Raw genomic sequence first — 23,714 nt, 5'->3', positions numbered from 1 at the left:
TAATATAAATTATTTCATTGTTAACTATTTATTGGCCATAAACTTTCTCGGCGACATAGCGGTTTTCCTATCGTATCTTGGCGTACAGAGGGAGCGAATGCTGCCAAATACCCTCAATAATGGCATCACAATCAGGAGGTCGGGTGGATCACAATCAGTTTGGACAACCCATTGGTGCGGTGCTTGAAGGTTGGCAACCTGCGGGTGAACCGGGAAAACAGAGCCTCCAGGGGCGCTTTTGCTGTTTGCAGCCGATGGATATCGCACGCCGTGCCGAGGAGTTGTTTCACGCTTACCAACTGGCAGAAGACGGGCGTGACTGGACCTATCTGTCCAGTGAACGTCCCACAGAACTGCCCGTTTTCCGACAGTACCTGCAACGACAGTTGGCCATCCAGGGAAGAAGCACCTTGGCGGTGATCGATGCGTCTACCGGTAAAGCGGTCGGTACCTGCGCTTTCTTGAACATTGACCAACCCAACGGCGTGGTTGAACTGGGGATGATCAACTGGTCACCGTTGATGAAGCGGCAGGCGATGGGGAGTGAAGCCATCTTTCTGATGCTCAGGCACGCTTTTGACGACTTGGGGTTCCGCCGCTGTGAGTGGAAATGCGATAGTCTTAATGCCCCCTCCCGCGAGGCCGCCCTGCGCCTGGGTTTTACTTTTGAGGGCACTTTTCGCCAGGCAATGAACCGGAAGGGACGCAACCGTGACACGGACTGGCTATCCATCATTGATGGCGAATGGCCGTTATTGCGCGAGGCGTTTACCGCCTGGCTGTCGCCGCTGAATATTGCTACCGACGGCCAGCAGAAGCAACGTCTCGCAGCGTTCAGGCCTCGGCACGACAAGCCTGCATCGATGCCAGCGCCAGAGTAATATCCTGTTCTTCGGTCATCCAGTTCACCAACGCAGCCCGAATACCCGGTTGGCCTGCATAACGGGTTGGCGTGCAGCGCACCACGCCGTGGCGGTCCAGGCGTTCGATAAAGCGATCGCGTGCGGCGGTGGCATCGCCTGCAACGTCCTTCAGCGCAAAACACACGATGTTCAGTGCCACCGGGGCTAGCAGGCAAAAGCCGTCACTGGCCGCCAATCCCTCACCCAAACGGCGCGCCAGGGTCACGTTACGCTCGACAATTTCCCGCATACCGCTACTGCCGTAGGCTTTCAATGCCATCCACAGCGGCAGCGCGCGAAAGCGTCGTGAGTTCTCGGGGGTGAGATGCAAATAGTTGTCCGGGCGTAGCGAGGGTGCTTCCAAATAGGCCGAATAGTTCTGAAATACCTGCATCTGTAATGCCAGATGACGAGTAAATTGAATGGCGCTGTCATAAGGCACATTCAACCATTTATGTGCATCGACGGTGATGGAGTCCGCCTGATGCCAACCTTCCAGCAGATGGGCCAAGCGAGGGGCGCAGGCCGCGATGCCCCCGAAAGCAGCATCAACATGCAACCAGAAGGGATAGCGCTCACGCAGTGCCAGCAGGCGAGGTAAATCGTCGAAAACCCCGGTGTTTACCGTGCCTGCGCTGGCAAGTACCATTGTTGGGATATCTGGAGTGGCAGCTAGATGGCGCTCCAGTGCCTCAACATCTATCACTTCAGAATCCGTCTGGTTGGCGATCGTCTTTAACGCATCACGGCCAATGCCAAGCATGCTGAGGGCCTTTACGCTGCTGGCATGGGCATTGGCGGATAGCACCTGAATCGGCCCTAATGCGGCCATACCGAGCTGCGCCACGTCAATCCCACGCTGTTGCCCCAGCCACTGGCGGCCGATGGCGATCCCAGTGAAGTTGGCCATGGTGGCACCGCTGACAAAACTACCGTTGAACTCGGCGGGCAGTTGCAGCAGCGTTTTCAATTGCTCAATCGTCGCCAATTCGATTGCCGCCGCTACGGTGTCATGGCTCAATTGGCTATTCTGGTCGGCAGTGCTAACCAACCAGTCGGCAGCCAGCGCTGCTGGAGTGCTGCCGCCGGTGACAAAACCAAAGTAACGTGGCCCGGCACTAGCGGAAAGACCCGGTTCATAGCGTTGCCAAAAATCCGCTAACGCCGCTAACGCTCCACAACCTTCTTCGGCCAGCCGATCGTCACCGGTTTTAATCTGCTGTGCATCCAGGGGAGGGCATACCGAACGCTGGTTTAAACCGGCAAGGAAGCCTTGTGCCAGTTGGTTGGTGTGATCGAGTATACGAGGTAAATCATCAAGATCCTGCTGCAAACGTGGGTGCATGTTCATGCCTTTGGTTGATGGCCTGTAGGTTTGCACTATAGGTGATTCTGATTGGTGCTAATATCGATAATAAATGACCCTTTTGGATAGCTAGGCTAACCAGCGATGAATGAACGGATCCCTCTGCAAATCTTGCCAACCTTTGTGATTGCTGCCCGGCTGGAGAACTTGCGTGCCACAGCACAGCGCCTCAGCCTGACTCACGGTGCCGTCAGCCAACAGATCCAGCAGCTCGAACAGGCTATTGGCTATCCACTCTTCGATCGTTCTGGGCGTGGGATTCGGTTAAATGCCGCTGGGCGCGAATTGTTGGCGGCAACCGAGCCTGCCTTACTCGCTTTACAACAGGGCGTTGACCGGGCAAGACGGGTGGCGGTAGGCCAGAGATTGCGCATCAGTGTGTTGCCTTCCTTTGCTCATTGTTGGCTGTTGCCCAGGTTGGCAGAGTTTCATCGTGCCTGCCCTGGGATCCGGTTGGATATTGATGCCTCGCTGGCGATACAGGATCTGGGCCGTAAAGGATTCGATGCTGCGATCCGCATTGGTAATGGCCAATGGTCAGGTGTTCAGGCACAGTGCATCGCGACGGGTGAGGTTCTGCCGGTAGCAACCCCGGCGCTGGCCAAGCAATGGCAGGCAGCATTTGATGCCGGAGATCCGCAGGTGCCGCTGCTTGAGCATGACGTCACCCCTTGGCATAGCTGGTTTGCCGCTGTGGGGAAAGCAGGCGGCGGGCAGCAACTGGCGCTGTTCAACGATGCGGGGTTATTACTGCGTGCCGCCGAGCAGGGGTTTGGTATTGCGCTGGTAAAAACCGTTCTGGCGCAGGATGCTATTGCCGCTGGGCGATTGGCGCCACTGGCGGCAGCGCAGCATTTGAACGATAGCGATGTCTATCTGGTGTGGCCGCAAGCCAGCGGTTTAACGCCGGAGGTGAACGCGTTGCTGACTTGGTTACAGCAACAGCTAAATTAAACCACTGCCTTATATTGTTGTCGTTTAAAGCAATCATTAAATAAGGGACAGGCTCGGTTTATCTTTCGTTTACTATTTTAACCTTTACTTCATTACTTCAGGTAACTATACTCCAGCCAAAATTACCGAGGAGAAAACCCATTGGACAGTTGCAGTAGTAGCGAAATAATAAAGGCAAGTTGACCAATCTCCTGTGATTTGTTGCTTGCCGAACACGGCGGGCAGCACCCCTCTCTAGTTATTCCGAGCTGTGCAAACCCGAATATGATTGTTGTTCCCGAGGCGTTCGCGCATTGGGTGTATTGATTCGGATATTATTATGGTATTTAACCATCACTACGGCTTGTTCCCTCCGGGCACTCATACGCTAACCCGCTGATTGATTATCGGCGCGAATTCGCGTGTGCTTAACAGCACATGATTCAACCTCAATGATTAATTAAGGGGAAGATCATGGCTATGACTCCTTTTATTCTGAATTTATTCCTGGCGATGGGCCTGGGTGCCGTTATTGGTGCCGAGCGTCAATGGCGTCAGCGTATGGCTGGCCTGCGTACCAATTCTTTGGTGGCGACCGGGGCTGCCGTCTTTATCCTGAGCTCTTTCACCACCGAGCCGTCCAGCGCCGGGCGTATTGCGGCGCAGATCGTTTCTGGCATCGGTTTTCTCGGTGCGGGCGTGATTATGCGGGAAGGGCTGAATATCCGTGGCCTGAACACGGCGGCCACATTATGGTGTTCCGCGGCTATCGGCGTGCTCTGTGGCCTGGGGCAACACTGGGAAGCCGTCTCGGCTACCCTGGTGATCCTGTGCGCCAATATTCTGCTACGTGAAGCGGCGCAGCGTATCAACCTGCAACCGCAGCAGCAGGCGGTGGATCTGGAGCTGCGTTATCGTGTCCAGGTGACCTGCGGGGAACAGGATGAAATTCTGGTGCGTACCCTGATCCTACAGGCACTGAACGGCGTGGCATTACGCTTGCAATCGCTGCGCAGCGCCGATATTGCCATTCCGGGCCAGTTGGAAGTCTGTGCAGAAATCCTGGCAAATCCCGCCGCGCAAAAAGAGATTGAGGGTATTGTCTGCCGTATTAGTTTAGAGCGTAGCGTCAGTGCCGTGCATTGGCGTATCGCTTCCGAATTACCCGTTTAATGCTATTTAACCTTCACCACAATGGTGATAAGGAGGTGTTATGCAAACTCCCCCCAGAGAGATGACTATCCTGAGTATTTAAGGTAATCAGCATTACCTTAAATACGTCGGCAAAATAAATTCCACTTTGCGTATGTTCACCCGTTATTACGGGCGGGGTAACCCTGTGTGCAAAGTAAAAAAAGAGAATAGTGTGATGACCCAGATTAAAGAAAATAACCGCCGCCGTGATAAACAGCGCGAGCCGTATGCCATTGCTCTCGAGGCAAAGAACAGTCTCGATCAAACGTTGGCTAATTTGAACTGTAACCGCATCGGCCTCACCCAGGAAGATGCGCAGGAGCGTTTGCAGTATTTTGGCACCAATCAGGTTGCCCATGAGAAGGCACCCCATGCGCTGGTGCAATTAGTCAGCGCGTTTAACAACCCGTTTATCTTTGTGTTGATGGTACTGGCCGGGATCAGCTTTTTTACCGACTACTGGTTGCCCAAGCAACAGAGTGAGGAAACCGATCTTACCGGTGTCATTATCATCCTGATCATGGTGGCGTTGAGCGGCTTGCTGCGTTTTTGGCAGGAATATCGTACCAATAAAGCGGCTGAATCACTGAAGTCGATGGTGCGTACCACGGCAACGGTGCTGCGCCGCAGTAATTTCAGTTCCCAGCCGCAAGCAGTGGAAATTCCCATCCGTGAGTTGGTGCCGGGCGATATTATTCAGCTCTCTGCCGGGGACATGGTTCCCGCGGATCTGCGCTTACTTCATTCACGCGATCTGTTTATCAGCCAGGCCATCTTGACCGGCGAAGCCATTCCGATCGAGAAATACGACGCTTTGGCCAGCGTCAGCCAAAAGTCCACCGAGATTGATGCTTCCAGCGAAAGTGAATTGCTCGAGCTGGCCAATATTTGCCTGATGGGCACCAACGTGGCCAGCGGAACGGCGACGGCGGTGGTGGTGGCGACCGGTGGCCGTACCTACTTTGGCTCTTTGGCCAAGTCGATTGTCGGCACCCGTTCGCAAACCGCGTTTGACCGTGGGGTAAACAGCGTTAGCTGGCTGCTGATCCGCTTTATGCTGGTGATGGTGCCGATCGTGTTGCTGATTAACGGCTTCACCAAAGGCGACTGGACGGAGGCTGCCTTGTTTGCGCTGGCGGTTGCCGTAGGCCTGACGCCGGAAATGCTGCCGATGATCGTCAGCTCAAACCTGGCGAAGGGCGCTATTGCCATGGCACGCCGTAAGGTGGTGGTCAAACGTCTGAATGCGATCCAGAACTTTGGCGCGATGGACGTGCTGTGTACCGATAAAACCGGCACCCTGACACAGGATCGCATCATTCTGGAGCACCATCTGGACGTCAACGGCAGCAAGGATAACCACGTGCTGCATTTGGCCTGGTTGAACAGCTTCCACCAGAGCGGCATGAAAAACCTGATGGATCAGGCGGTGATCCGTTTCGGTCAGGGCCAGCCAGGGGTTGAAGCGCTGGGGCGCTATAGCAAGGTTGATGAACTGCCGTTTGACTTCGTGCGTCGCCGCTTGTCGATTGTGGTACAGGATGAGCAACAGCATCAACTGCTGATTTGCAAAGGCGCGGTTGAAGAGATGCTGGAGATCGCCACTCACATCCGCGTTGGGCAACAGGTGCTGGCGCTTGATGAGGCACGCCGTGCCGGTTTGCAGGCATTGGCCTGCCAATATAATGAAGATGGTTTCCGCGTGCTGGTGCTGGCAACGCGCGATCTGGGTCTGGAAGGCTGTACTTTGCCACTCAGCATGGCGGATGAACGCGATCTGGTGATCGAAGGGGTATTGACCTTCCTCGATCCGCCGAAAGAAAGCGCTCGTGAAGCGATTGCGGCGTTGCAGGAAAATGGCGTGGCGGTGAAAGTGCTGACCGGCGACAACCCGGTGATCACCTGTAAAATCTGTCGTGATGTCGGCTTGGAACCGGGACAACCGCTCTCTGGGCTGGAAATTGAACAGATGGATGATGCCCAACTGATGCGTGAGGTTGAGCAGCGTACGGTATTCACCAAGCTGACGCCGCTGCAAAAATCGCGCGTGCTGAAGATGTTGCAGGCTAACGGCCACACCGTAGGCTTCCTGGGAGACGGCATCAACGACGCTCCGGCGTTACGTGATGCTGACGTGGGTATTTCTGTTGATACCGGCACCGATATTGCCAAGGAATCTGCCGACATCATCCTGTTGGAAAAGAACCTGATGGTGCTGGAAGAAGGGGTGATCAAAGGGCGTGAAACCTTCGGTAATATCATCAAGTACCTGAACATGACCGCCAGCTCCAACTTCGGCAACGTGTTCTCGGTACTGGTGGCCAGTGCGTTTATCCCGTTCCTGCCGATGCTGGCGATCCACCTGCTGTTACAGAACCTGATGTACGATATCTCCCAGCTTTCCCTGCCGTGGGACAAGATGGACAAAGAGTTCCTGCGTAAACCTCGTAAGTGGGATGCCAAAAACATCGGCCGCTTTATGCTGTGGATTGGGCCGACGTCTTCGATTTTCGATATCACCACCTATGCGCTGATGTGGTTCGTGTTTGCCGCCAATAGCGTAGAGCATCAGGCGCTGTTCCAGTCCGGCTGGTTTATTGAAGGGTTACTGTCGCAAACGCTGGTAGTACATATGCTGCGTACCCAGAAGATCCCGTTCATTCAGAGCACGGCAGCGCTGCCGGTGCTGTTGACCACCGGGGTGATTATGGCGCTCGGTATCTATATTCCGTTCTCACCGCTCGGGGCATGGGTAGGGTTGCAACCGCTGCCGTGGGAGTATTTCCCTTGGTTGGTCGCGACGTTGGTCAGCTACTGTGTGGTGGCGCAATTGATGAAGCGTTTCTACATTCGTCGTTTTGGCAAGTGGTTCTAAGCAAGGTCTACGCCGGGCGTTCTGCCCGGCGTTCGGCTCATGCTGCGGTTCAGAAGCTTTTTACCAGCATTTCACGCGGCAGTTCGCTGCCATGTTTTAGCAGATGGTCGAAGGCTTTCTCGCAGCTTTTCAGCTGTTGCAAAAACTCCAGGGGAGACAGATCGTGTTTTTTACCGCTCATATAGGCTAGCGCCAGCTCTTTGGCTTGATAGCGTGAAAAATTGTACATGGTGCCCCCGATGTAATAAGCAGTGTGATTACTACTGATTGTAGGGGGCGAGCAGATAATAGACAGTGGCTTTGGTGTATAGAATCAATAGCCAAAACTTAACTGGCTTGTGACAAGGGGCGCAGCAGGCTGCGCCTACACACGGGTTTAACCTAGATCGCCACCCGCTACCGGCAGCACACTGCCATTGATATAGCTGGCATCATCGCTGGCAAGGAATAAAATCGCTTTCGCCTGTTCATTTACTGTGCCGTAGCGATGCATCAGACTGGTGCTGAGGGTTTGATCAACCACTTGCTGATACCAGATTTTCTCCTGTGGGGTAGGTATTTCGCTATTGCGCGGCGTCAGGCGCTCCGGAGCCTCGGTGCCTCCTGGTGCGGTAGCATTGATACGGATCCCTGCCTGAGCATATTCAAATGCCAACGACTGGGTAAGGGCATTAACCCCCCCTTTTGCCGCAGAATAAGGCACGCGGTTAACTCCCCGAGTGGCCACTGACGACACGTTGACAATCACCCCGGCACCTTGTTTCAGCATATGTGGCAACACGGCGCGACAACCCCAGAGAGTAGGGAACAGCGAACGTTGGATCTCGGCGGAGGTCTGTTCGGGAGAATAGTCCGCGAAGGGACGAGCCCAGATAGTTCCCCCTACGTTATTAACCAGAATGTCCAGGCGAGCAAAGTGTCGCTGAGCTAGAAGCATTGCGCGTTCAGTCTCTTCCCAATGCTCCAGGTCGGCACTGATAGCCAGCACTTCCGTTCCCTGTTCGCTTAGGGTCGCAGCCAGTTCGTTCAAGTAGGTCGCCCGGTCGATCAGCACCAGTTTCGCCCCTTCAATGGCGGCCTGCTCGGCAACCGCTTTGCCGATGCCCTGTGCCGCACCAGTGATCACCATCACCCGATTTTCAAATCTTGCTTTTTGCATCACAGTTCCTCATGCCGTCTGGCTGGCGGCGAATTTTTCATAGTGGAAACTGGCCGGGGTAAAGGCTCGGCGCTGGAAGTCACTCAACACGGCCTCCACCATCGGTGGTGGCCCGCACAGATACACATCCAGATCGCCGTCGTTTAACCGGCTGGCATCAAGATGTTGTGTGACATACCCCTTGTGCGGTGACTGCGAAACCTCACTGGCCACGCAGGTGAGATAGCTGAAGTTGGCCAACCGTTCGCGGTAGTGCTCCAACTGTTCCAGTTTCACCAGGTCGTGATCGTGGGTAACGCCATATATCAGATGAACCGGCTGTGAACTGCCGTTCTGCACCAACTGCTCCAGCATGGAAAGGAAGGGGGCGAGTCCGGTCCCTCCCGCGAGAAACAATAGTGGCCGCGAGACCGCACGCAGGTAAAAACTGCCTTGTGGGCCGCGTAATCGCACTTTGTCGCCGGGTTGGGCCTTGCCGGTGAGATAGCTGCTCATCAGCCCGCCGGGAACGTTACGCAGCAGGAAGGAAATTGCCTGATTACCGGGTAGCGAACTGAACGAGTAAGCCCGGCTGGCTTCGGTACCGGGCACCTCCACATTGATATATTGGCCTGGCAGGAAGTCGATACCATCGCAACCCTCAAGTTGCAGGCTCAATTCGATGGAGCTGGAAGAAAGCGCCGTCGTCGCCACTACTCTGGCGGAGAACTCTTCACAACCGGTTTTACACAGGGCCGATGCCATCGGCACGTCGATCACGCAATCTGATTCTGGCACCATCTGGCAGGTCAACACTAAACCCCGCTGAGCTTCCTGTTCCGAAAGTGCGTCCTCCAGGTAGTCGTCACCCAGGCTATATTCTCCCTGCTCGCAGTGACATTTACAGGTGCCACAGACACCGTCGGAACAATCCATTGGCAGATTGATCTTTTGCCGATAGGCTGCATCAAGCACCTTCTCGTCGGCATTGCATTGAATGAAGCGGCTGACGCCATCTTCAAAATTGAGAGCAATGGTAAAGGCCATAATCACCTCGCATTAGATATGATAAATATCGATGACCTGACTGATGTAATCGTTGTTGAGCTGGACAATCTTGCGCTCGATCAGCGGCTGCTCATCATTGAGGGCAATACGGCAACGGGTGTTGCCGAAGAACAAGTCGGTCTTCTGATAACGGTGGCTGTAGGTCACCCAGTTGTAGCGCACCTCAACGTCACCGGTGTTTTGCGCCAGCAGCTCAACGTTGCTGATCTGATGGCTGGTACGCGGTTCCGGTGTGCTGGCGGCTGAGCGTTCCGTTTTAATGCGGTAAATACGATCTTCCAAGCCTTCGCGATTCGGGTAGTAGATCAGCGAAATCTCTTTTTGGGGATCGCTCGTCAGCCGATCGTCATCACTCCAGGCTGGCATCCAATATTCCACCGCCGAGCTATAGCAGGCTAACCATTCATCCCAGTTACGGTCGTCCAGCAGTCGAGCCTCGCGGTACAAGAATTGTTCAATTTTGGATTGCAATAAGCTCATGGCGTCACCTCGCTGTTATGCAGGTTGCGCAGCAGGGTTTGTTGCCAATGATGATGGTGGCTGATGTACAGTGCTTCGTCTTCGGAGCGGGGACCGCTCAGTAGCGGGTTGATATCCATGGCCTGCGCATTATCGTCAGGCCCTTCCAGCCAGCGGGTAGCACCTCGGCTCATGTCGCTCCAGGGCAGGTTGCTGGCGTTATAACCCTGTTGGCAGGCCCGGAACTCCTCAAGATCGTCCGGCGTCCCCATGCCGCTGACGTTGAAGAAATCTTCATATTGGCGGATCCGTAACGCGCGATCTTCGGCATTCTCCCCTTTGGGGGCGAAACAGAAAATGGTGACTTCAGTTTTGTCGACGGACAGAGGGCGTACCACACGGATCTGGGTTGAAAACTGATCCATCAGGTAGACATTAGGGTACAAACACAGATTACGTGTCTCGTTGACCATTAGGTCGGCACGAGTTGCTCCAAAACGTTGGCTAAGACGGGCAAAGTGTTTGAAGACTGGGCGCACTTCCGGGTTCAATGCCCTGGTCCACAGCAGCATATGGCCATGCTCAAAGCCATAAACTCCGCCGATACTTTTTGACCAGCCATTGGCATCCACGGTCGGTGTACAGTTGGCGTCATAGTTGCGGCGCGACATGGTGGAAGCATAGTTCCAGTGCACGACGCTGACATGATAACCGTCGGCACCGTTTTCCATCTGCAACTTCCAATTACCTTCATAGGTGTAGCTGGACGCACCTTTCAGCACTTCCAGTCCATCCGGGGCTTGATCGACGATCAGGTCTATGACCTGGCGCGTATCTCCCAGATACTCTTCCAACGGCAGCACATCGGCACTCAGGCTGCCGAACAAGAAACCGCGATAGGAGGCAAAATGTGGCAAATGTTTGAGATCGTGCGAACCCGCTTGTTTAAAGCAGGGAGGATAAGCACCGGTCTTTTCATCTTTGGCTTTCAACAAATTGCCGCTGTTATTGAACGTCCAGCCATGGAAAGGGCAGGTGAACGACGTTTTATTGCCGGATTTGCGACTGGCCAGCATGGCACCACGGTGTGAGCAACTGTTGATCATCCCATGTAATTGCCGGTCTTTATCACGGGTAATGATGATGGGCTGGCGGCCCATCGTCAGAGTATAGTAATCGCCCGGCTCGGCAATTTGACTTTCATGAGCCAAATAAATCCAATTACCTTCGAAGATGGCTTTCATTTCCAGTTCAAATAAAGACTCATCGGTAAAGATAGCTCGATTACATTGATAGATGCCTTTTTCTTTATCTATTACCAGCGCATTATTTATTTTTTCTTCCAGCGTGGAAAATAGCGTGGCGGAGGATGAATTCATCATGAAACCTCGCTTGAAATAGTTTCGCTAAGGGGGCGCAGGCAATGGCAGACCATTGCCTGCTGTCGGCAATATCACTCAACTTGACACGGTATTCATTAATCTTGCAGCGCACGGGCTCGCTTGATGCGTGTCTCCTCATCGCTGGCGCTGGCATGATACAGAGTGAAATCGAACGAGACTTCAGTATGTGGCCCAGGAAGATCGCGTTGGGCGGCCAGCGCGGAGTCGATTACTTTTACTGGGTCGGCAATCAACTCATCGCGTGTGGCAAAGGCAAAATCGTCCCATAGGTAGCGATCGCCATTGAGGTTGATTTGGGTGGTCAAGTGCTTGTGCCCAGGGGCGGAGACAAAGAAGTGAATATGGGCCGGGCGGTTGCCGTGGCGACCAAGCTGGTTCAACAAGGCTTGCGTTGGGCCATCTGGCGGGCAACCATAGCCGGAAGGCACAATGCTTCGAGCGGCGTAGCGGCCATTGGCATCGGTTTTCACCCGGCGGCGCAGGTTAAACTCGCCCTGTGATTTATCGAAAAATGAGTAGTTGCCCAGCGTATTGGCGTGCCAGATATCGACAATGGCTCCGGCAACCGGCTGGCCGTTTTCGCCTTTTACCTGGCCATGTAGCCACATGATCTCGCCCGCGTCCTTACCATCATCCATCCGTGCAAAGCGCTCGCTGAGCGGGGCATTGGCAACATATAACGGGCCTTCAATGGTCCGTGGCGTACCACCTTCCAACCCTTGTGCCTGTTCCAGAGCATCTTCACGTAAATCCAGGTAATGCTCAAGGCCCAAACCGGCAGCCAGCAGTGCTGCCTCCTGTCGCTGACCCAAGGTGTGCAGGTAGTTAACTGCCTGCCAAAACTCCTCCTGGGTAATATCAAACTGGTCGATCAACTGACAGATATTTTCCATCATCTGATGGATGATTTGCTTGAAACGTGGCTCGCCGCCTTCACTGGTTAGACCGCTGCTGATTTCCAACAGCTTGATGACGTCGGCACGTTGATTAAAGGAGATAGACATAGCGAATTCCTCATTGCTCATTTATCCAATGTCCTCCAAGGATTAGCTTGAATTCAACCGGATATGTGTAGGGTTTATTATCAGGAATTAACGACTAACCGTTTACGGGTTATTATCCCTTGTTTATTTGTCATCCTCACGGATAGACGATGGGTGTCGACAGAGGGCATCGACACGAATTTCCATATAGGGGTAAAGCGGCAGAGCGGACAAAATATCGTGCAGCTCGCCATTGCTTGCGACATCAAAAATACTCACGTTGGCATAGCTACCGGCGACACGCCAAATATGACGCCATTTCCCTTGCGTTTGCAGTTCTTGGGAATAATGCTTTTCACGCCTCTTGATGTCATCAGCCATTTCCTGTGGCATATCCAACGGTAATTTCACGGTCATTTCGACTTTAAATAGCATGAGCGGTCTCCTTATTTTCGCTGATAGAAACGCAGCTTGTCTTCATCGATTTCAATGCCCAAACCCGGCCCGTTCGGGAGATCAACCTGTCCGTTGGCGAAATTCAGCGGAGTGGCGATGATGTCGTCTTTCAACAACAACGGACCGAACATCTCGCTGCCCCAGGCCAGGTCCAGCGTCGACCAGGCGTGTAATGAGGCTACGGTCCCCAGTGAACCTTCCAGCATGGTTCCGCCATACAGGGCGACGCCTGCTGCCGTGGCCACCTGGGCCAGTTGCAGCACTTGGGCCGGACCACCCGCTTTGGCAATTTTCAGCGCATAAGCGCCAGTGAATCCCTGTGCGGCCAGCGTGTAGCCATCGTGGGCATTGGCGACCGCCTCATCTGCCAGTATGGGCAGGGTAAAGCGTTGGCTGAGTTGGATCAGGGTTCGGTGGTCCCACAGCGCTACCGGTTGCTCGACCAGGTCAATGCCAATATCTTGCAGTGCGGTCATACCGCGTACTGCTGTTCCGGCATCCCAGGCCTGGTTCACATCTACACGGATGCTGACATCCGGCCCCAAGGCTTGTTTGATCGCCAGGGTATGGCGTAGATCCTCTGCCAGGGCCTTGGCCCCGATCTTGAGTTTGAAGCAGTTGTGGCGTCCCTCAGCCAGCAGCCGCTTCCCTTCTTCAATATCTTTGGCGGTATCACCGCTGGCCAATGTCCATAGCACCGGTAACGATGTACTTAGCGCTCCGCCGAGCAGGGTGCTGACCGGAAGAGCGAGCAGTTTGCCTTGAGCGTCGAGAAACGCAGTTTCCAGCGCTGACTTGGCGAAAGTGTTGCCCTTAACGTGACGGTTCATCAGTGCGACAAACGGGGTCAAGCCGCTGAAGCTTTTGCCTGTCAACAACGGCGCCAGATAAGTATCAATCGCTGATTTGATGCTCTCCGGGCTCTCCGGGCCGTAACTCAGTCCGCCAATGGTCGTCGCCTCGCCCCAGCCGACAATCCCCTCAGCGAAGGTGACCTGCACGATGGTCAGTGTCTGGCAACCCATGGTAGCCATCGACAGTTTGTGTGGTCGGATAGTGGGTATGTCCACTAGCCAGCTTGCAATATGTTCTATACGTAATTCCATCGGTTACGCCTTCTCAGTAAGAAAATCGGCCACGCAACGGGTAAATAGCTCCGGGCAGGCGATATTGGAAATGTGTGATGAGGGTAATACGGCCAATCGAGCATGTGGCGCACCGTTGACCAGAGTCTGTGCATCCTCCACGGTGGTGGCCGGATCCTGCTCTCCGGCGATCACCAACATGGGGACATTCATCTGTGGGATCTCAGTTCGCAGATCTGCTTGGGCCAAAGCATCACAGCAGGCGGCATAGCCCGCAGCGCTACCTTTAGCCAACTGCTCGACCAACTGACTTACCGGCAGGGGGCTGCGTTGCTGAAAATCTTCGCTGAACCAGCGCGAGGCAGAAGCGGCGGCGATAGGGGCCAAGCCAGTGCTGCGGGCCAGTTGGGCACGTTGATGCCAACCGTCACTATTGCCGATACGCGCGGCGGTATTGGCCACAACCAAACGTTTAAAACGCTGGGGGTGAAAACGGTTGAGCCACAGTCCGGTCAATCCACCCATGGAAATGCCGCAAAAATGAGCCTGCTCGACGTCCAGAGAATCAAGGAGCGTGATCACATCGCGGCCTAATATTTCCAGTGTTAGCGGCGATCCTGGCAGCGGTGTGTGGCCATGACCCCGTTGGTTATAGCGCAACACCTGAAACTGCTTGGTTAGCTCTGCCATTTGAGGCTGCCACAGATCAACGGTGGCCCCCAGTGAGTTGGAAAGCACTAATAATGGCGCGCTGGCAGGGCCATCCAACCGATAGTCGATATCCATCTCACACCCTCTCAATGATCAGGGCGATGCCTTGCCCAACACCGATGCACATGGTACATAGCCCATAACGGCCGCCGGTTCTCTGCAACTGCCAGGCTGCGTTCATCACCAACCTGCCACCAGAGGCACCGAGCGGATGGCCGAGAGCGATAGCGCCACCATTTGGATTAACCTGTTCGGCGTCATCCGGCAGCCCTAGTTCGCGGGTCACGGCCAGCGCCTGGGCGGCAAAGGCTTCGTTCAGCTCAATTACGTCCATTTGTGCCAGGGTCAGCCCGGAGATATGCAGCACTTTGCGTACGGCGTCTGTTGGGCCAAATCCCATAATGGCGGGCGCAATGCCGGTGACGGCGCTGGCGACGATGCGTGCCATCGGTTGTAGATTATGGCGTTGAATGCCGCGCTCGCTCGCCAGCAACAGGACGCAAGACCCATCATTTAGCCCGGAGGCATTGCCTGCGGTCACGGTGCCTTGTGGGTTGACTACTGGTTTCAGTTTTTCCAGCGCTTCTCGTGAGGTACCGCGAGGATGTTCATCTTGAGTAAACAGCCGGGGTTCTCCTTTCTTTTGCGCAATACTGACGTTAATCAGTTGGTTGGCAAAAAATCCGCCTTCTTGTGCCGCTGCGGTGCGCTGTTGGCTACGCAAGGCGAAGGCGTCTTGATCTTGGCGACTGATAGCAAATTTTGTTGCGACGTTTTCGGCGGTTTGCGGCATGCTGTCCACGCCATACAGGGCTTGCATCTGTGGGTTGATAAAGCGCCAACCCATGGTGGTATCTTCCAACTGCATCGAACGGCTGAACGCACTTTCTGCTTTGCCCATGACGAAGGGGGCGCGTGACATGCTTTCTACGCCACCGGCAATCATCAAGTCACTTTCTCCGGTTTTCAGCGTCCGGGCGGCCATGGCTACCGCATCAAGACTGGAGCCGCACAGACGGTTAATGGTGCAGCCGGGGACCGAAGTGGGCAAGCCAGCCAACAACAACGCCATGCGCGCAACATTACGATTGTCTTCGCCTGCCTGGTTGGCACAGCCCAACAGTACGTCGTCCAGCGCTTGCCAATCCAGCCGTGGGTGGCGTTGCTGCAGAGCCTTCAGCGGCAGAGCAGCCAGATCGTCGGCACGGATGTTGGCCAAGCTACCGTTGAGTTTGCCGAAAGGGGTGCGTACGGCATCACACAGATAGGCTGGATTCATATTGCTTCTCTCCGGACTGTAGGGCGAAGGTCAGTTCGACCGGGGTGACTTCCTGTAATTGCTGTGGCGATAACCCGCCAAAGATCTCACGCACCACCAACCCTTGTGGGGTAACGTCCATCACGGCCAGATCGCTGTAGATACGATCAATGCAACCGACACCGGTCAGTGGATAAGTGCAGTGTTTGACGATTTTGCAATCCCCGCGTTTCGTCAGGTGTTCGGTCATCACGAAAACCTGCCGTGCGCCAATGGCCAGATCCATCGCACCACCTACTGCCGGTATGGCATCTGGAGCACCAGTGCTCCAGTTGGCCAAATCACCCTGTTCCGATATTTGATAGGCTCCAAGCACGCAGATATCCAGATGCCCGCCGCGCATCATGGCGAATGAGTCACCGTGATGGAAAAAGCAGCCACCTTTCAGTAGCGTGACGGCCTGTTTTCCCGCGTTGATCAGTTCGGGATCCTCTTCACCCGCAGCCGGGGCCGGACCCATGCCGAGAATGCCGTTTTCACTGTGCAGGAAGATCTCTTTATCCGCGGGTAAATAGTTGGCGGTCTGAGTGGGAATACCAATCCCCAGGTTCACATAGGCCCCTTCAGGTATATCGCGTGCAATGCGCTCGGCCAGTTGCTGGTGGGTTAGTTTTGACATAACAGTTCCTTAAGCCGAGAGCGACTGGTGGCTGACTGGTGAAGTCACTATGCGCTGTACGAAGATCCCCGGGGTGATCACCGTTTCTGGATCCAGTTCACCCAAGATCACCTGCCGATCGACTTCCGCAATGGTGCAAGTGGCGGCCATTGCCATAATCGGCCCGAAGTTACGTCCGGTTTTGTTGTACACCAGGTTGCCCCAGCGGTCTGCGCGTTCAGCTTTGATCAGGGCAAAATCGGCTTTCAGCGGCAGCTCAAAGATGTACTGACGACCTTCTATCTCCCGGGTTTCTTTATTTTCCGCCAGTAAAGTGCCGAAGCCGGTCGGGGTATAAATACCGCCAATCCCAGAACCGCCAGCCTGAATGCGTGCCGCCAGGTTGCCCTGCGGGATGAGTTCGAGTTCCAGCTCGCCACGGCGATATAAATCGTCAAATACCCAGGAGTCAGATTGGCGGGGGAAAGAACACACCACTTTGCTGACGCAACCGGCCTTCAGCAGCGCAGCCAGGCCGAAATCACCGTTGCCAGCGTTATTGCTGATTAACGTCAGGCCCCGTGGGCGGCGGCGGATCAGGGCATCCAGCAGGGCATAGGGTTGCCCGGCAGGGCCAAAGCCACCAACCATGATGGTGGCTCCGTCCGCAATGTCGGCAACGGCCGCATCGGTAGAATTCCAGCTTTTATCGATCATTTCCTCTCCTGAGACGTGGATGGCTGTGACGTCTGATTTGTTAACTTGATGTTAACTTAAAGGATGAAATTTTCACCGACAAGTGCGAATATCAAATTGTTGTGCGATTATCGGACTATTTGTTATTCTTAGGTTAATTTTGTGATGCAGATAGCTAATTCGCTATTTAGTACACGGGCGGCGCCAAGCGCGGCGTACGGCCAGATAATGTTATGATTACTCTCTCTAAATGGAGGATTTGATGCGCGAAAACCCTGAGTTGGCTTCTGACGAGTTGCAGCGGTTACAAGAAATCGGCGACTTGACCAATGATAAATACAAAGGCGATCCAAACTTTATGGCTTCGTTAGCCAGAGGGCTGGAAGTGTTGCAGGCGTTTAAACCCCAGTATTCGCAGATGTCGGTGTCTGAAATCAGCCAGATCACCGATATCCCGCGTGCGGCGGTGCGCCGCTGTCTTTACACGTTGAAAGCGCTGGGTTTTGTCCATTGTCCCGATGGCCGCCACTATCGTCTATTGCCACGTGTATTGACCATCGGCCACGCATACCTGTCGTCTTCAGAACTTGCCAAAGCGGCACAAAATTCGCTGGATTATCTCAGCAAGTTGCTGAATGAATCCTGTTCGGTGGCGACCCTGGATGGCGACAACATCCTGTATATCGCCAGAGCCTCGGTAAAGCGGATCATGACCATCGATCTTGGCCGGGGAAGCCGCCTGCCAGCCTATGCGACCTCTATGGGGCTGGTGCTACTGAGTGCACTAGAGGAGGAACAATTAGAGGACTACCTCTCGCGGGTGGCAATCGAACCCTTGACTGAATTCACCGTTGGCAATGCCGAAGCGCTACGTGCGCAATTAAATCAGGTACGCCGCCAGGGATATGCCATTAACGATCAGCAATTGGAAGTTGGGCTGCGCTCTATTGCAGTGCCAATGCATTCGCGCAGAGGAGGAGTGGTAGCGGCAATGAATGTGGGGGTCAATGCTTCGCAAGTTCCGACGGCAGAGCTGCGTGAACGAGTGTTACCCCAGCTGCAGAGAGCCGCAATGGAGCTGGCGTTGCTGTTGTAGCGGGAATTGGGCAGCTATGATGGCGCGTGCGGCTACAGGCTGCGGCAATGCCTGCGATATTCCGACGGGGAGCGATCGGTATGTTTTTTGAAGATGCGGCAAAAATAGTTGCTGTCGTCGAAGCCACAGTTATGGGCGATCTCCTTGATTTTGAGATCGTAACCACGCAACAGATTTTTCGCCCGCTCCAGACGCACCCCGGTGATGTACTCATTGAAGCCGACCGGACCTGCTTTTTGAAACAGGTGGGACAAGTAGTTGGGGGTAATATGAAATCGCTTGGCGACGCCTTCCCGCGTTAACGGCAACCCTGCGTGGTCATCAAGATAATCCTGGATGGCTAACAGCAACTCCTGGCTTTTACTGACGGTTTGGCCAAGGCCAGCGAGCTGTTCCAGGCAATGGCTTATCAGCCCGGTAAAGATCAACTGTGAAGTTAATGCATCGGGTTGCAATAACACCTCATTCATCGCCAACAGCAGGTAAGAGCCGACTCTGGGCCCGCGCCGCGCAACGTGTTGTTTGTGACTCTCACACAGCGTTTCCCCGTCCCAGCGTTGCAAGCTGAAACCCAGCCTTTGCTTACTGAACAGGATGCTCAGCGTGGTCGCTGGCCGGGTCCATTGCGGAAAACTCCATTTCCCGGCAGGCACATAAAGCACTTGATAGCGCGAGAGCGTGTTATTCGCCAGCGGCAGGCACTGATCTTCAACTTCCCCTTCAAGCACGATCTCAAGACGAGGAAAAGCCACGCAGAAGGCCAACGGTGGCGCGGGGAAAGTGGGGGCGGGGAAGCGTACCTGGATCGCATCCTGATGGGCAATCAACTGATTAAGCAGGGTAACAAGGGGTTCAGACATTGCGATCTCCAGTGCTCTTCGGCGGTTAACGAGTGATTTTTTATTAGTGTTGTTCGTTAGTCGTAGGTTTGATCCAGCCATGTTGTCGGTGACACCGGTTTTGCGTATTTTGACCAAGGTCACATTTTTGGCCCGCGTGCATCTGTGTCCAGTATTTCGTAGTAAAAGCCTCCTGTTTTTGGTCCGGCCATCCAGTAAATTTGCCGTCATGTTATCAAAAAGTAAATGGAGAAATCATGATGCAACGTCAATCCGAGTTCTATCTGGAGGCTTTAGGGGCCAACATCGAGTTAACCGCGCAGATGAAGCAGGAGCTTGATACGTTGGGCTATACCGTGGTGCACAACGTGGCGGATCCCGACTGGCTGGTGGCGATGCGCGATCTTATCGACCAGTTGGTAGAGAAAGAAGGGGATAACCTGGCCATTGAGCACCACCAGGAAGCGACGGCAACGCGGATTGCCAACATGGTGAATAAAGGGGTGGTGTGGGAAAAGGTCTGGTCACATCCGCTGATCCTGTCTGCCTGCCGCTATATTTTCAACGGTGAGTTTAAAGTCTCGAGCCTTAATGCCCGCGAAGCCTTACACGGCGGCGGTCATCAACCTTTGCACGCCGATTGGAAAAAGCCGCGCCCCGATTTTCCCAAGGTGCACCTGGTCAATGCGATATGGGCGATTGACGATTTAAGTGCGGAAAACGGCGCGCCACGGATCATTGCCGGAACGCACTTGCGGCCTGAACTGCCGGAGGATGTGTTGGCCGATCCTGATTTAGCGCATCCCGATGAGATTGTCTTTGCGGCCCCGGCTGGCAGCGTAATGATCTACAACGCACATACCTGGCACGGCGGTACACAGAACCAGATCGGCACCCGGCGGCGAGTCCTGCACTCACTCTATATCGACCGTGCAGATACCGCTCAGCAGGATCAGCGTCGTTGGCTGAAGGAAGAAACCGCCAATCGACTGACTCCGGCGCAAAAATGGTTGCTGGATGTGGAATGATATCTATAGCGGATCTGCGAGGCAGCTCTCGTTAATTGTTGCGTTAATGTTGCCGCAGTGGACTATTTTCTTCTCTTGACTTGCTAACCAGCAATGCGCGTCACCCTTGCCAACGGTGTGAGCGACACGGAGAGAGAACATGAATCAGCGGGAACTAGAAAGCGCCATCGTCACCGATTTTTCCAAGCGTATGAGCTATGGTGATTACCTGTGCCTGGACCGGCTGCTGGATTGTCAGCAGCCACTTTCCAACCCGCAGCATCATGATGAGATGCTGTTTGTGGTGCAACACCAGACCTCGGAACTGTGGATGAAACTGATGCTGCACGAACTGCAAGCGGCCAGGGTGCTGGTGCAGCAGGATAAGCTCAGTCACTGTTTCAAAATCCTGGCCAGGGTGAAGCAAATCCAGCGCCTGCTGTTTGAGCAATGGGCGGTGCTGGAAACGCTGACCCCGTCAGAATATGTCGAATTTCGGGGCGTGTTGGGCAACTCGTCGGGTTTCCAATCGCATCAATATCGTTCGATCGAATTCTTGTTGGGTAACAAAAATGCCGCCATGTTGGCCGTATTCAGCGACGATGAGGAAAAGCATGCCGCGCTGAAAGCGATCCTGCAAGCCCCGAGCCTGTACGACGAATTCCTGCGCTACCTTTCCCGCCACGGCCTTGCGGTGCCTAAGGCATGTATTGAACGAGACTGGACCCAGCCTTATCAGCGCAATCCTGAGCTGCTGCCGGTGTTCAAACTGATTTACGATAATCCGCAAACCTACTGGGCGGCCTATGAAATGGCCGAGAAGCTGGTGGATATCGAGGAAAGCTTCCATCTCTGGCGTTTTCGCCATATGAAAACGGTCGAGCGGATCATTGGTTTTAAATCAGGAACCGGCGGTTCGAGCGGCGTCAGCTTCTTAAAGAAGGCGTTGGAGCTGACTTTCTTCCCCGAATTGTTGGATGTCCGCACCGAAATTGGTGCGTAGACGAACTCGGCAGTTCAGGGCGCAGGGCGCCCTGAACATCAGATCACTCCTCGCTTACTCGGATAACCAGCTTGCCGAAGTTTTTGCCTTGCAGCAGCCCGAAAAAGGCCTGAGGGGCATTTTCCAACCCGTCGACCACGTCCTCGCGGAATTTGATCTTGCCTTGGCTGACCCATTCCCCCATCTGTTGTAAAAACTCTGGGAAATTTTGGGCGTAATCATCAAAGATGATAAAACCCTGCATCTTGATGCGCTTACGCAGGATCAGACCTTGTAGCAGTGGCAACCGATCCGGGCCGTTGGGCAACTCGGTAGCATTGTACTGCGCGATCACGCCGCAGACAGGGATACGTGCCTTGGTGTTGAGCAAAGGAATGACTGCATCGAAGACCGCGCCGCCGACGTTTTCGTAGTAAATATCGATGCCCTGTGGACAGGCCGCGGCCAACTGTTCCGCAAAGTCGGCCGAGCGGTGATCGATACAGGCATCAAACCCCAGTTCTTCGACGACATAGCGGCATTTCTCTGCGCCACCCGCTACGCCCACTACGCGACATCCTTTCAGCTTGGCTATCTGGCCGACTACGGAACCGACCGCCCCGCTGGCTGCGGCGACCACCAACGTTTCGCCCACCTGTGGCTGGCCGATATCCAACAGTCCCATATAGGCGGTAAAGCCGGGCATACCTAAAACGCCAAGGAAGCGGGAAGGGTGGTCCAGTTTGGCGCCCAGATTACGTAGCCCGCTGCCGTCCGATAACGCATGGCTTTGCCAGCCGTCATAACCCAAGACCCAGTCCCCAACCTTAAAGTCTGGATGTTGTGAAGCCTGCACGCGGGAGACGGTACCCCCGACCATGACCTCACCGATCTGTACCGGTGGCGCGTAAGAAGGTGCATCGCTCATACGGCCGCGCATATAGGGATCTAGCGACAGATAAACGGTACGCAGTAACACTTGCCCGGCGGCAGGCTGCGGGATGGCGCTGGTTTCCAGGCGGAAATTGTCTGCCTGCGGTTCCCCGTGTGGGCGTGAAGCTAACAAGAAACGACGGTGAGGCGCTTGCTGAGACATCGATGACTCCTTGGCGGCAGGTTTGAACGAATGGCGTTCAGGTACCCGCTAGTTTAGTGAATAGGGGGCAATAGGAAATAGCGTTATGTGCGCACTGATGTGTTTACGCATTAAGCATGGCTAACAACCTTGTTGAAAAATATTGCGCAAAGCTCGTGGCGGATCAATGTGGCTTGTCAGGCTTATCTCGCGGAGAAAAATAATGATTGGAAGCAGGTTGCCAGCCATAAATAGTAGTGATAGTAAATGCCGACAGTTTGGCTGGTGTGCGAAGATTCCGAATCAATATATTGATACTGATGATGTAAACAGTTTGCGCAGGTGTGTAAACGATACCCTATAGGCGATCAGATATTTCTTTCGGTATTCTTAATTCTCATTGAGAAAAAAGCGTTTCCACCTTGCATAGCACACCGTGGCCGATGTTTGCCGGTTACAGTGGCACGATCAGCACGTCAATACTGCTGGTATTGATAAAGCGTGCGGCGGAGCAGGACAGTTTATTCATTATGCTGTCACTGTGGTTGCCACAGATGACCAGATCGAAAGGTTGCTTCTGGTTGGCGTAGGTCAGGCAGTCCCCCAACTCGCCATGGATGATGCGGGTCGCGATATTGGGATAGTCTGCCCGTAGGCACAGCTCTTCCATAAACAGCAGCGTTTCCTCTTCCATCAACGCACGCAGGTCACCCAGCATGGGGGCGGGGAAAATCTCGCTATTGGCGATGATGCTGATCAGCGTGATGTGCCCATTGCAGGGGCGTACGATAGAGACCGCTTTCTCCACCAGGCGATGGCTGTCTGCTGCGACGGCCACCGTAACCAGAACGTTGCGATATCCCATGTGCTACTCCCCTGCCTGTTTAATTGCTAAAAGGGTAGAGCAATGGCTGCGCAATAAATGTGGTTTGTATCACGCGCAACGTTAAATCCCAGGGCAGGTAAGAAATTCCGCCATAAAAGATAAAAGGTGCGCGCATCATGGTGGAAAGGATTAAAGCACCTGCGCCCAGAGTGACTTTGGCACTCGACCCAGATCGAACAGTTTGCCAGAGACCAGTTCCGCACGGCGATGGTCTGCGGCCCGGTACATGTTGCTTATTTCGTTGTCATCGGTCAGAGAATAATTGAGCTTGTCATAGACTTTTTCCAGGCTGTCCAAGCTGGAACATTTGCGAAACGTCATCAGGTAGTCGATGGTACTTGTCATAGTTAAAATATAGCCTGTTAATAGTATTAAAGCGGAAAGGAAAGCCTCACATGTTCTCAAAAATCGCCGTAAGGTGAAGATATGTCGCCAGGCAAAATAAAACAAAAGTGAGCAAAGGAAACGCGCTGGGCCAAAATACCCCTGTCAGGGGTGTGGGCACCATGGGATGATAATATGCGCTGAGCATCTCGGCAATATACCTTCACAGATAAACTTTCAATTAGGGAGAATCTTAGCTTGCTGGCTCAGCAGGGGACATTTGTCTGGATGACTGTGCATTTTTTGGTCATGTATTCAAT

Annotated in this window: 24 protein-coding genes; 7 read left to right on the top strand and 17 right to left on the bottom strand. The window is 54.1% G+C overall.

Annotated elements, in window-relative coordinates:
* The first annotated feature begins 143 nt into the window (after window positions 1-143).
* On the top strand, window positions 144-881 hold the full coding sequence (locus U869_RS0111460) for a GNAT family N-acetyltransferase (protein ID WP_025123364.1): 738 nt from the start codon (window positions 144-146) through the stop codon (window positions 879-881).
* Here U869_RS0111460 and U869_RS0111455 read toward each other — a convergent pair.
* Window positions 835-2,247, bottom strand: coding sequence for a pyridoxal-dependent decarboxylase (locus U869_RS0111455; protein WP_025123365.1), 1,413 nt, complete (start codon window positions 2,245-2,247; stop codon window positions 835-837). The two genes, U869_RS0111460 and U869_RS0111455, sit on opposite strands and share 47 nt — an antisense overlap.
* Window positions 2,248-2,352: 105 nt before the next feature.
* Here U869_RS0111455 and U869_RS0111450 point away from each other — a divergent pair, with 105 nt between their 5' ends.
* From U869_RS0111450 to mgtA, 3 genes are all read left to right on the top strand, one after another.
* Window positions 2,353-3,222 (top strand): LysR substrate-binding domain-containing protein, encoded by an 870-nt coding sequence (locus U869_RS0111450; protein ID WP_025123366.1) that lies wholly within the window; start codon window positions 2,353-2,355, stop codon window positions 3,220-3,222.
* 453 nt (window positions 3,223-3,675) lie between these two features.
* Window positions 3,676-4,374 carry an MgtC family protein gene (locus U869_RS0111445; protein WP_025123367.1) on the top strand — a complete coding sequence of 233 codons (699 nt, stop codon included), beginning with the start codon at window positions 3,676-3,678 and terminating at the stop codon, window positions 4,372-4,374.
* Window positions 4,375-4,570: 196 nt separating this feature from the next.
* A complete protein-coding gene (gene mgtA / locus U869_RS0111440) occupies window positions 4,571-7,270 on the top strand; it encodes a magnesium-translocating P-type ATPase (RefSeq protein ID WP_025123368.1) in 2,700 nt (899 codons plus the stop codon).
* A gap of 49 nt (window positions 7,271-7,319) precedes the next feature.
* Here mgtA and U869_RS0111435 read toward each other — a convergent pair whose 3' ends face one another.
* The 12 genes from U869_RS0111435 to U869_RS0111380 all read right to left on the bottom strand — a co-directional run bounded on the left by U869_RS0111435 (window position 7,320) and on the right by U869_RS0111380 (window position 17,206).
* On the bottom strand, window positions 7,320-7,499 hold the full coding sequence (locus U869_RS0111435) for a hypothetical protein (protein WP_025123369.1): 180 nt from the start codon (window positions 7,497-7,499) through the stop codon (window positions 7,320-7,322).
* A 147-nt stretch (window positions 7,500-7,646) separates the two neighbouring features.
* The gene (gene benD / locus U869_RS0111430) at window positions 7,647-8,429 is read right to left on the bottom strand and encodes a benzoate diol dehydrogenase BenD (protein ID WP_025123370.1); all 783 of its coding nucleotides are present in this window, start codon (window positions 8,427-8,429) and stop codon (window positions 7,647-7,649) included.
* 9 nt (window positions 8,430-8,438) lie between these two features.
* On the bottom strand, window positions 8,439-9,455 hold the full coding sequence (benC, locus tag U869_RS0111425; RefSeq protein WP_025123371.1) for a benzoate 1,2-dioxygenase electron transfer component BenC: 1,017 nt from the start codon (window positions 9,453-9,455) through the stop codon (window positions 8,439-8,441).
* Between the two features lie 12 nt (window positions 9,456-9,467).
* On the bottom strand, window positions 9,468-9,956 hold the full coding sequence (gene benB, locus U869_RS0111420) for a benzoate 1,2-dioxygenase small subunit (RefSeq protein WP_025123372.1): 489 nt from the start codon (window positions 9,954-9,956) through the stop codon (window positions 9,468-9,470).
* Window positions 9,953-11,314 (bottom strand): Rieske 2Fe-2S domain-containing protein, encoded by a 1,362-nt coding sequence (locus U869_RS0111415; protein ID WP_025123373.1) that lies wholly within the window; start codon window positions 11,312-11,314, stop codon window positions 9,953-9,955. The genes benB and U869_RS0111415 overlap by 4 nt, the downstream gene beginning before the upstream one ends.
* 98 nt (window positions 11,315-11,412) lie before the next feature.
* A complete protein-coding gene (gene catA, locus U869_RS0111410; protein ID WP_025123374.1) occupies window positions 11,413-12,342 on the bottom strand; it encodes a catechol 1,2-dioxygenase in 930 nt (309 codons plus the stop codon).
* Window positions 12,343-12,465: 123 nt separating this feature from the next.
* On the bottom strand, window positions 12,466-12,756 hold the full coding sequence (gene catC, locus U869_RS0111405) for a muconolactone Delta-isomerase (protein WP_025123375.1): 291 nt from the start codon (window positions 12,754-12,756) through the stop codon (window positions 12,466-12,468).
* A gap of 11 nt (window positions 12,757-12,767) precedes the next feature.
* Entirely contained in the window at window positions 12,768-13,883 is a 1,116-nt protein-coding gene (locus U869_RS0111400) for a muconate cycloisomerase family protein (RefSeq protein WP_025123376.1), read from the bottom strand.
* Window positions 13,884-13,886: 3 nt separating this feature from the next.
* A complete protein-coding gene (gene pcaD, locus U869_RS0111395) occupies window positions 13,887-14,648 on the bottom strand; it encodes a 3-oxoadipate enol-lactonase (RefSeq protein ID WP_025123377.1) in 762 nt (253 codons plus the stop codon).
* Window position 14,649: 1 nt separating this feature from the next.
* The gene (gene pcaF / locus U869_RS0111390; protein WP_025123378.1) at window positions 14,650-15,852 is read right to left on the bottom strand and encodes a 3-oxoadipyl-CoA thiolase; all 1,203 of its coding nucleotides are present in this window, start codon (window positions 15,850-15,852) and stop codon (window positions 14,650-14,652) included.
* The gene (locus U869_RS0111385) at window positions 15,830-16,510 is read right to left on the bottom strand and encodes a 3-oxoacid CoA-transferase subunit B (protein ID WP_025123379.1); all 681 of its coding nucleotides are present in this window, start codon (window positions 16,508-16,510) and stop codon (window positions 15,830-15,832) included. The genes pcaF and U869_RS0111385 overlap by 23 nt, the downstream gene beginning before the upstream one ends.
* 9 nt (window positions 16,511-16,519) lie before the next feature.
* Window positions 16,520-17,206: a 3-oxoacid CoA-transferase subunit A gene (locus U869_RS0111380; protein WP_025123380.1), complete on the bottom strand. Its 687-nt coding sequence runs from the start codon at window positions 17,204-17,206 to the stop codon at window positions 16,520-16,522.
* A 241-nt stretch (window positions 17,207-17,447) separates the two neighbouring features.
* On the opposite strand from U869_RS0111380, the gene U869_RS0111375 reads away from it, so the two are divergent.
* Complete coding sequence (locus U869_RS0111375) at window positions 17,448-18,281, top strand: IclR family transcriptional regulator C-terminal domain-containing protein (protein WP_025123381.1); 834 nt, start codon at window positions 17,448-17,450, stop codon at window positions 18,279-18,281.
* 32 nt (window positions 18,282-18,313) lie between these two features.
* Here the strand turns inward: U869_RS0111375 and U869_RS0111370 are convergent, their stop codons facing one another.
* Window positions 18,314-19,141: a helix-turn-helix domain-containing protein gene (locus U869_RS0111370; protein WP_025123382.1), complete on the bottom strand. Its 828-nt coding sequence runs from the start codon at window positions 19,139-19,141 to the stop codon at window positions 18,314-18,316.
* Between the two features lie 239 nt (window positions 19,142-19,380).
* On the opposite strand from U869_RS0111370, the gene U869_RS0111365 reads away from it, so the two are divergent.
* Together U869_RS0111365 and kynA are read left to right on the top strand one after the other, a co-directional pair.
* Window positions 19,381-20,148: a phytanoyl-CoA dioxygenase family protein gene (locus U869_RS0111365; protein ID WP_025123383.1), complete on the top strand. Its 768-nt coding sequence runs from the start codon at window positions 19,381-19,383 to the stop codon at window positions 20,146-20,148.
* A gap of 139 nt (window positions 20,149-20,287) precedes the next feature.
* Window positions 20,288-21,130 carry a tryptophan 2,3-dioxygenase gene (gene kynA, locus U869_RS0111360; RefSeq protein ID WP_025123384.1) on the top strand — a complete coding sequence of 281 codons (843 nt, stop codon included), beginning with the start codon at window positions 20,288-20,290 and terminating at the stop codon, window positions 21,128-21,130.
* 43 nt (window positions 21,131-21,173) lie between these two features.
* Here the strand turns inward: kynA and U869_RS0111355 are convergent, their stop codons facing one another.
* The 3 genes from U869_RS0111355 to ydgT all read right to left on the bottom strand — a co-directional run bounded on the left by U869_RS0111355 (window position 21,174) and on the right by ydgT (window position 23,415).
* A complete protein-coding gene (locus U869_RS0111355; RefSeq protein WP_025123385.1) occupies window positions 21,174-22,205 on the bottom strand; it encodes an NADP-dependent oxidoreductase in 1,032 nt (343 codons plus the stop codon).
* 433 nt (window positions 22,206-22,638) lie between these two features.
* Window positions 22,639-23,049 (bottom strand): universal stress protein UspC, encoded by a 411-nt coding sequence (gene uspC, locus U869_RS0111350; protein WP_025123386.1) that lies wholly within the window; start codon window positions 23,047-23,049, stop codon window positions 22,639-22,641.
* Window positions 23,050-23,199: 150 nt separating this feature from the next.
* Window positions 23,200-23,415 (bottom strand): transcription modulator YdgT, encoded by a 216-nt coding sequence (ydgT, locus tag U869_RS0111345; protein ID WP_025123387.1) that lies wholly within the window; start codon window positions 23,413-23,415, stop codon window positions 23,200-23,202.
* Window positions 23,416-23,714 lie beyond the last annotated feature (299 nt).

It is taken from the genome of Serratia sp. H1w, assembly GCF_000633355.1.
GTDB lineage: Bacteria > Pseudomonadota > Gammaproteobacteria > Enterobacterales > Enterobacteriaceae > Chania.
This window is presented reverse-complemented; position numbering and strand designations above follow the sequence as displayed.

Coding starts and splice junctions, on each gene's coding strand:
- catA (WP_025123374.1), bottom strand. CDS start 12,342: ATGTCTATCTCCTTTAATCAACGTGCCGACGTCATCAAGCTGTTGGAA.
- benD (WP_025123370.1), bottom strand. CDS start 8,429: ATGCAAAAAGCAAGATTTGAAAATCGGGTGATGGTGATCACTGGTGCG.
- U869_RS0111415 (WP_025123373.1), bottom strand. CDS start 11,314: ATGAATTCATCCTCCGCCACGCTATTTTCCACGCTGGAAGAAAAAATA.
- U869_RS0111365 (WP_025123383.1), top strand. CDS start 19,381: ATGCAACGTCAATCCGAGTTCTATCTGGAGGCTTTAGGGGCCAACATC.
- pcaF (WP_025123378.1), bottom strand. CDS start 15,852: ATGAATCCAGCCTATCTGTGTGATGCCGTACGCACCCCTTTCGGCAAA.
- U869_RS0111380 (WP_025123380.1), bottom strand. CDS start 17,206: ATGATCGATAAAAGCTGGAATTCTACCGATGCGGCCGTTGCCGACATT.
- uspC (WP_025123386.1), bottom strand. CDS start 23,049: ATGGGATATCGCAACGTTCTGGTTACGGTGGCCGTCGCAGCAGACAGC.
- U869_RS0111450 (WP_025123366.1), top strand. CDS start 2,353: ATGAATGAACGGATCCCTCTGCAAATCTTGCCAACCTTTGTGATTGCT.
- U869_RS0111435 (WP_025123369.1), bottom strand. CDS start 7,499: ATGTACAATTTTTCACGCTATCAAGCCAAAGAGCTGGCGCTAGCCTAT.
- U869_RS0111445 (WP_025123367.1), top strand. CDS start 3,676: ATGGCTATGACTCCTTTTATTCTGAATTTATTCCTGGCGATGGGCCTG.
- pcaD (WP_025123377.1), bottom strand. CDS start 14,648: ATGGATATCGACTATCGGTTGGATGGCCCTGCCAGCGCGCCATTATTA.
- U869_RS0111455 (WP_025123365.1), bottom strand. CDS start 2,247: ATGCACCCACGTTTGCAGCAGGATCTTGATGATTTACCTCGTATACTC.
- kynA (WP_025123384.1), top strand. CDS start 20,288: ATGAATCAGCGGGAACTAGAAAGCGCCATCGTCACCGATTTTTCCAAG.
- mgtA (WP_025123368.1), top strand. CDS start 4,571: ATGACCCAGATTAAAGAAAATAACCGCCGCCGTGATAAACAGCGCGAG.
- benB (WP_025123372.1), bottom strand. CDS start 9,956: ATGAGCTTATTGCAATCCAAAATTGAACAATTCTTGTACCGCGAGGCT.
- U869_RS0111375 (WP_025123381.1), top strand. CDS start 17,448: ATGCGCGAAAACCCTGAGTTGGCTTCTGACGAGTTGCAGCGGTTACAA.
- U869_RS0111400 (WP_025123376.1), bottom strand. CDS start 13,883: ATGGAATTACGTATAGAACATATTGCAAGCTGGCTAGTGGACATACCC.
- benC (WP_025123371.1), bottom strand. CDS start 9,455: ATGGCCTTTACCATTGCTCTCAATTTTGAAGATGGCGTCAGCCGCTTC.
- U869_RS0111385 (WP_025123379.1), bottom strand. CDS start 16,510: ATGTCAAAACTAACCCACCAGCAACTGGCCGAGCGCATTGCACGCGAT.
- catC (WP_025123375.1), bottom strand. CDS start 12,756: ATGCTATTTAAAGTCGAAATGACCGTGAAATTACCGTTGGATATGCCA.
- ydgT (WP_025123387.1), bottom strand. CDS start 23,415: ATGACAAGTACCATCGACTACCTGATGACGTTTCGCAAATGTTCCAGC.
- U869_RS0111355 (WP_025123385.1), bottom strand. CDS start 22,205: ATGTCTCAGCAAGCGCCTCACCGTCGTTTCTTGTTAGCTTCACGCCCA.
- U869_RS0111370 (WP_025123382.1), bottom strand. CDS start 19,141: ATGTCTGAACCCCTTGTTACCCTGCTTAATCAGTTGATTGCCCATCAG.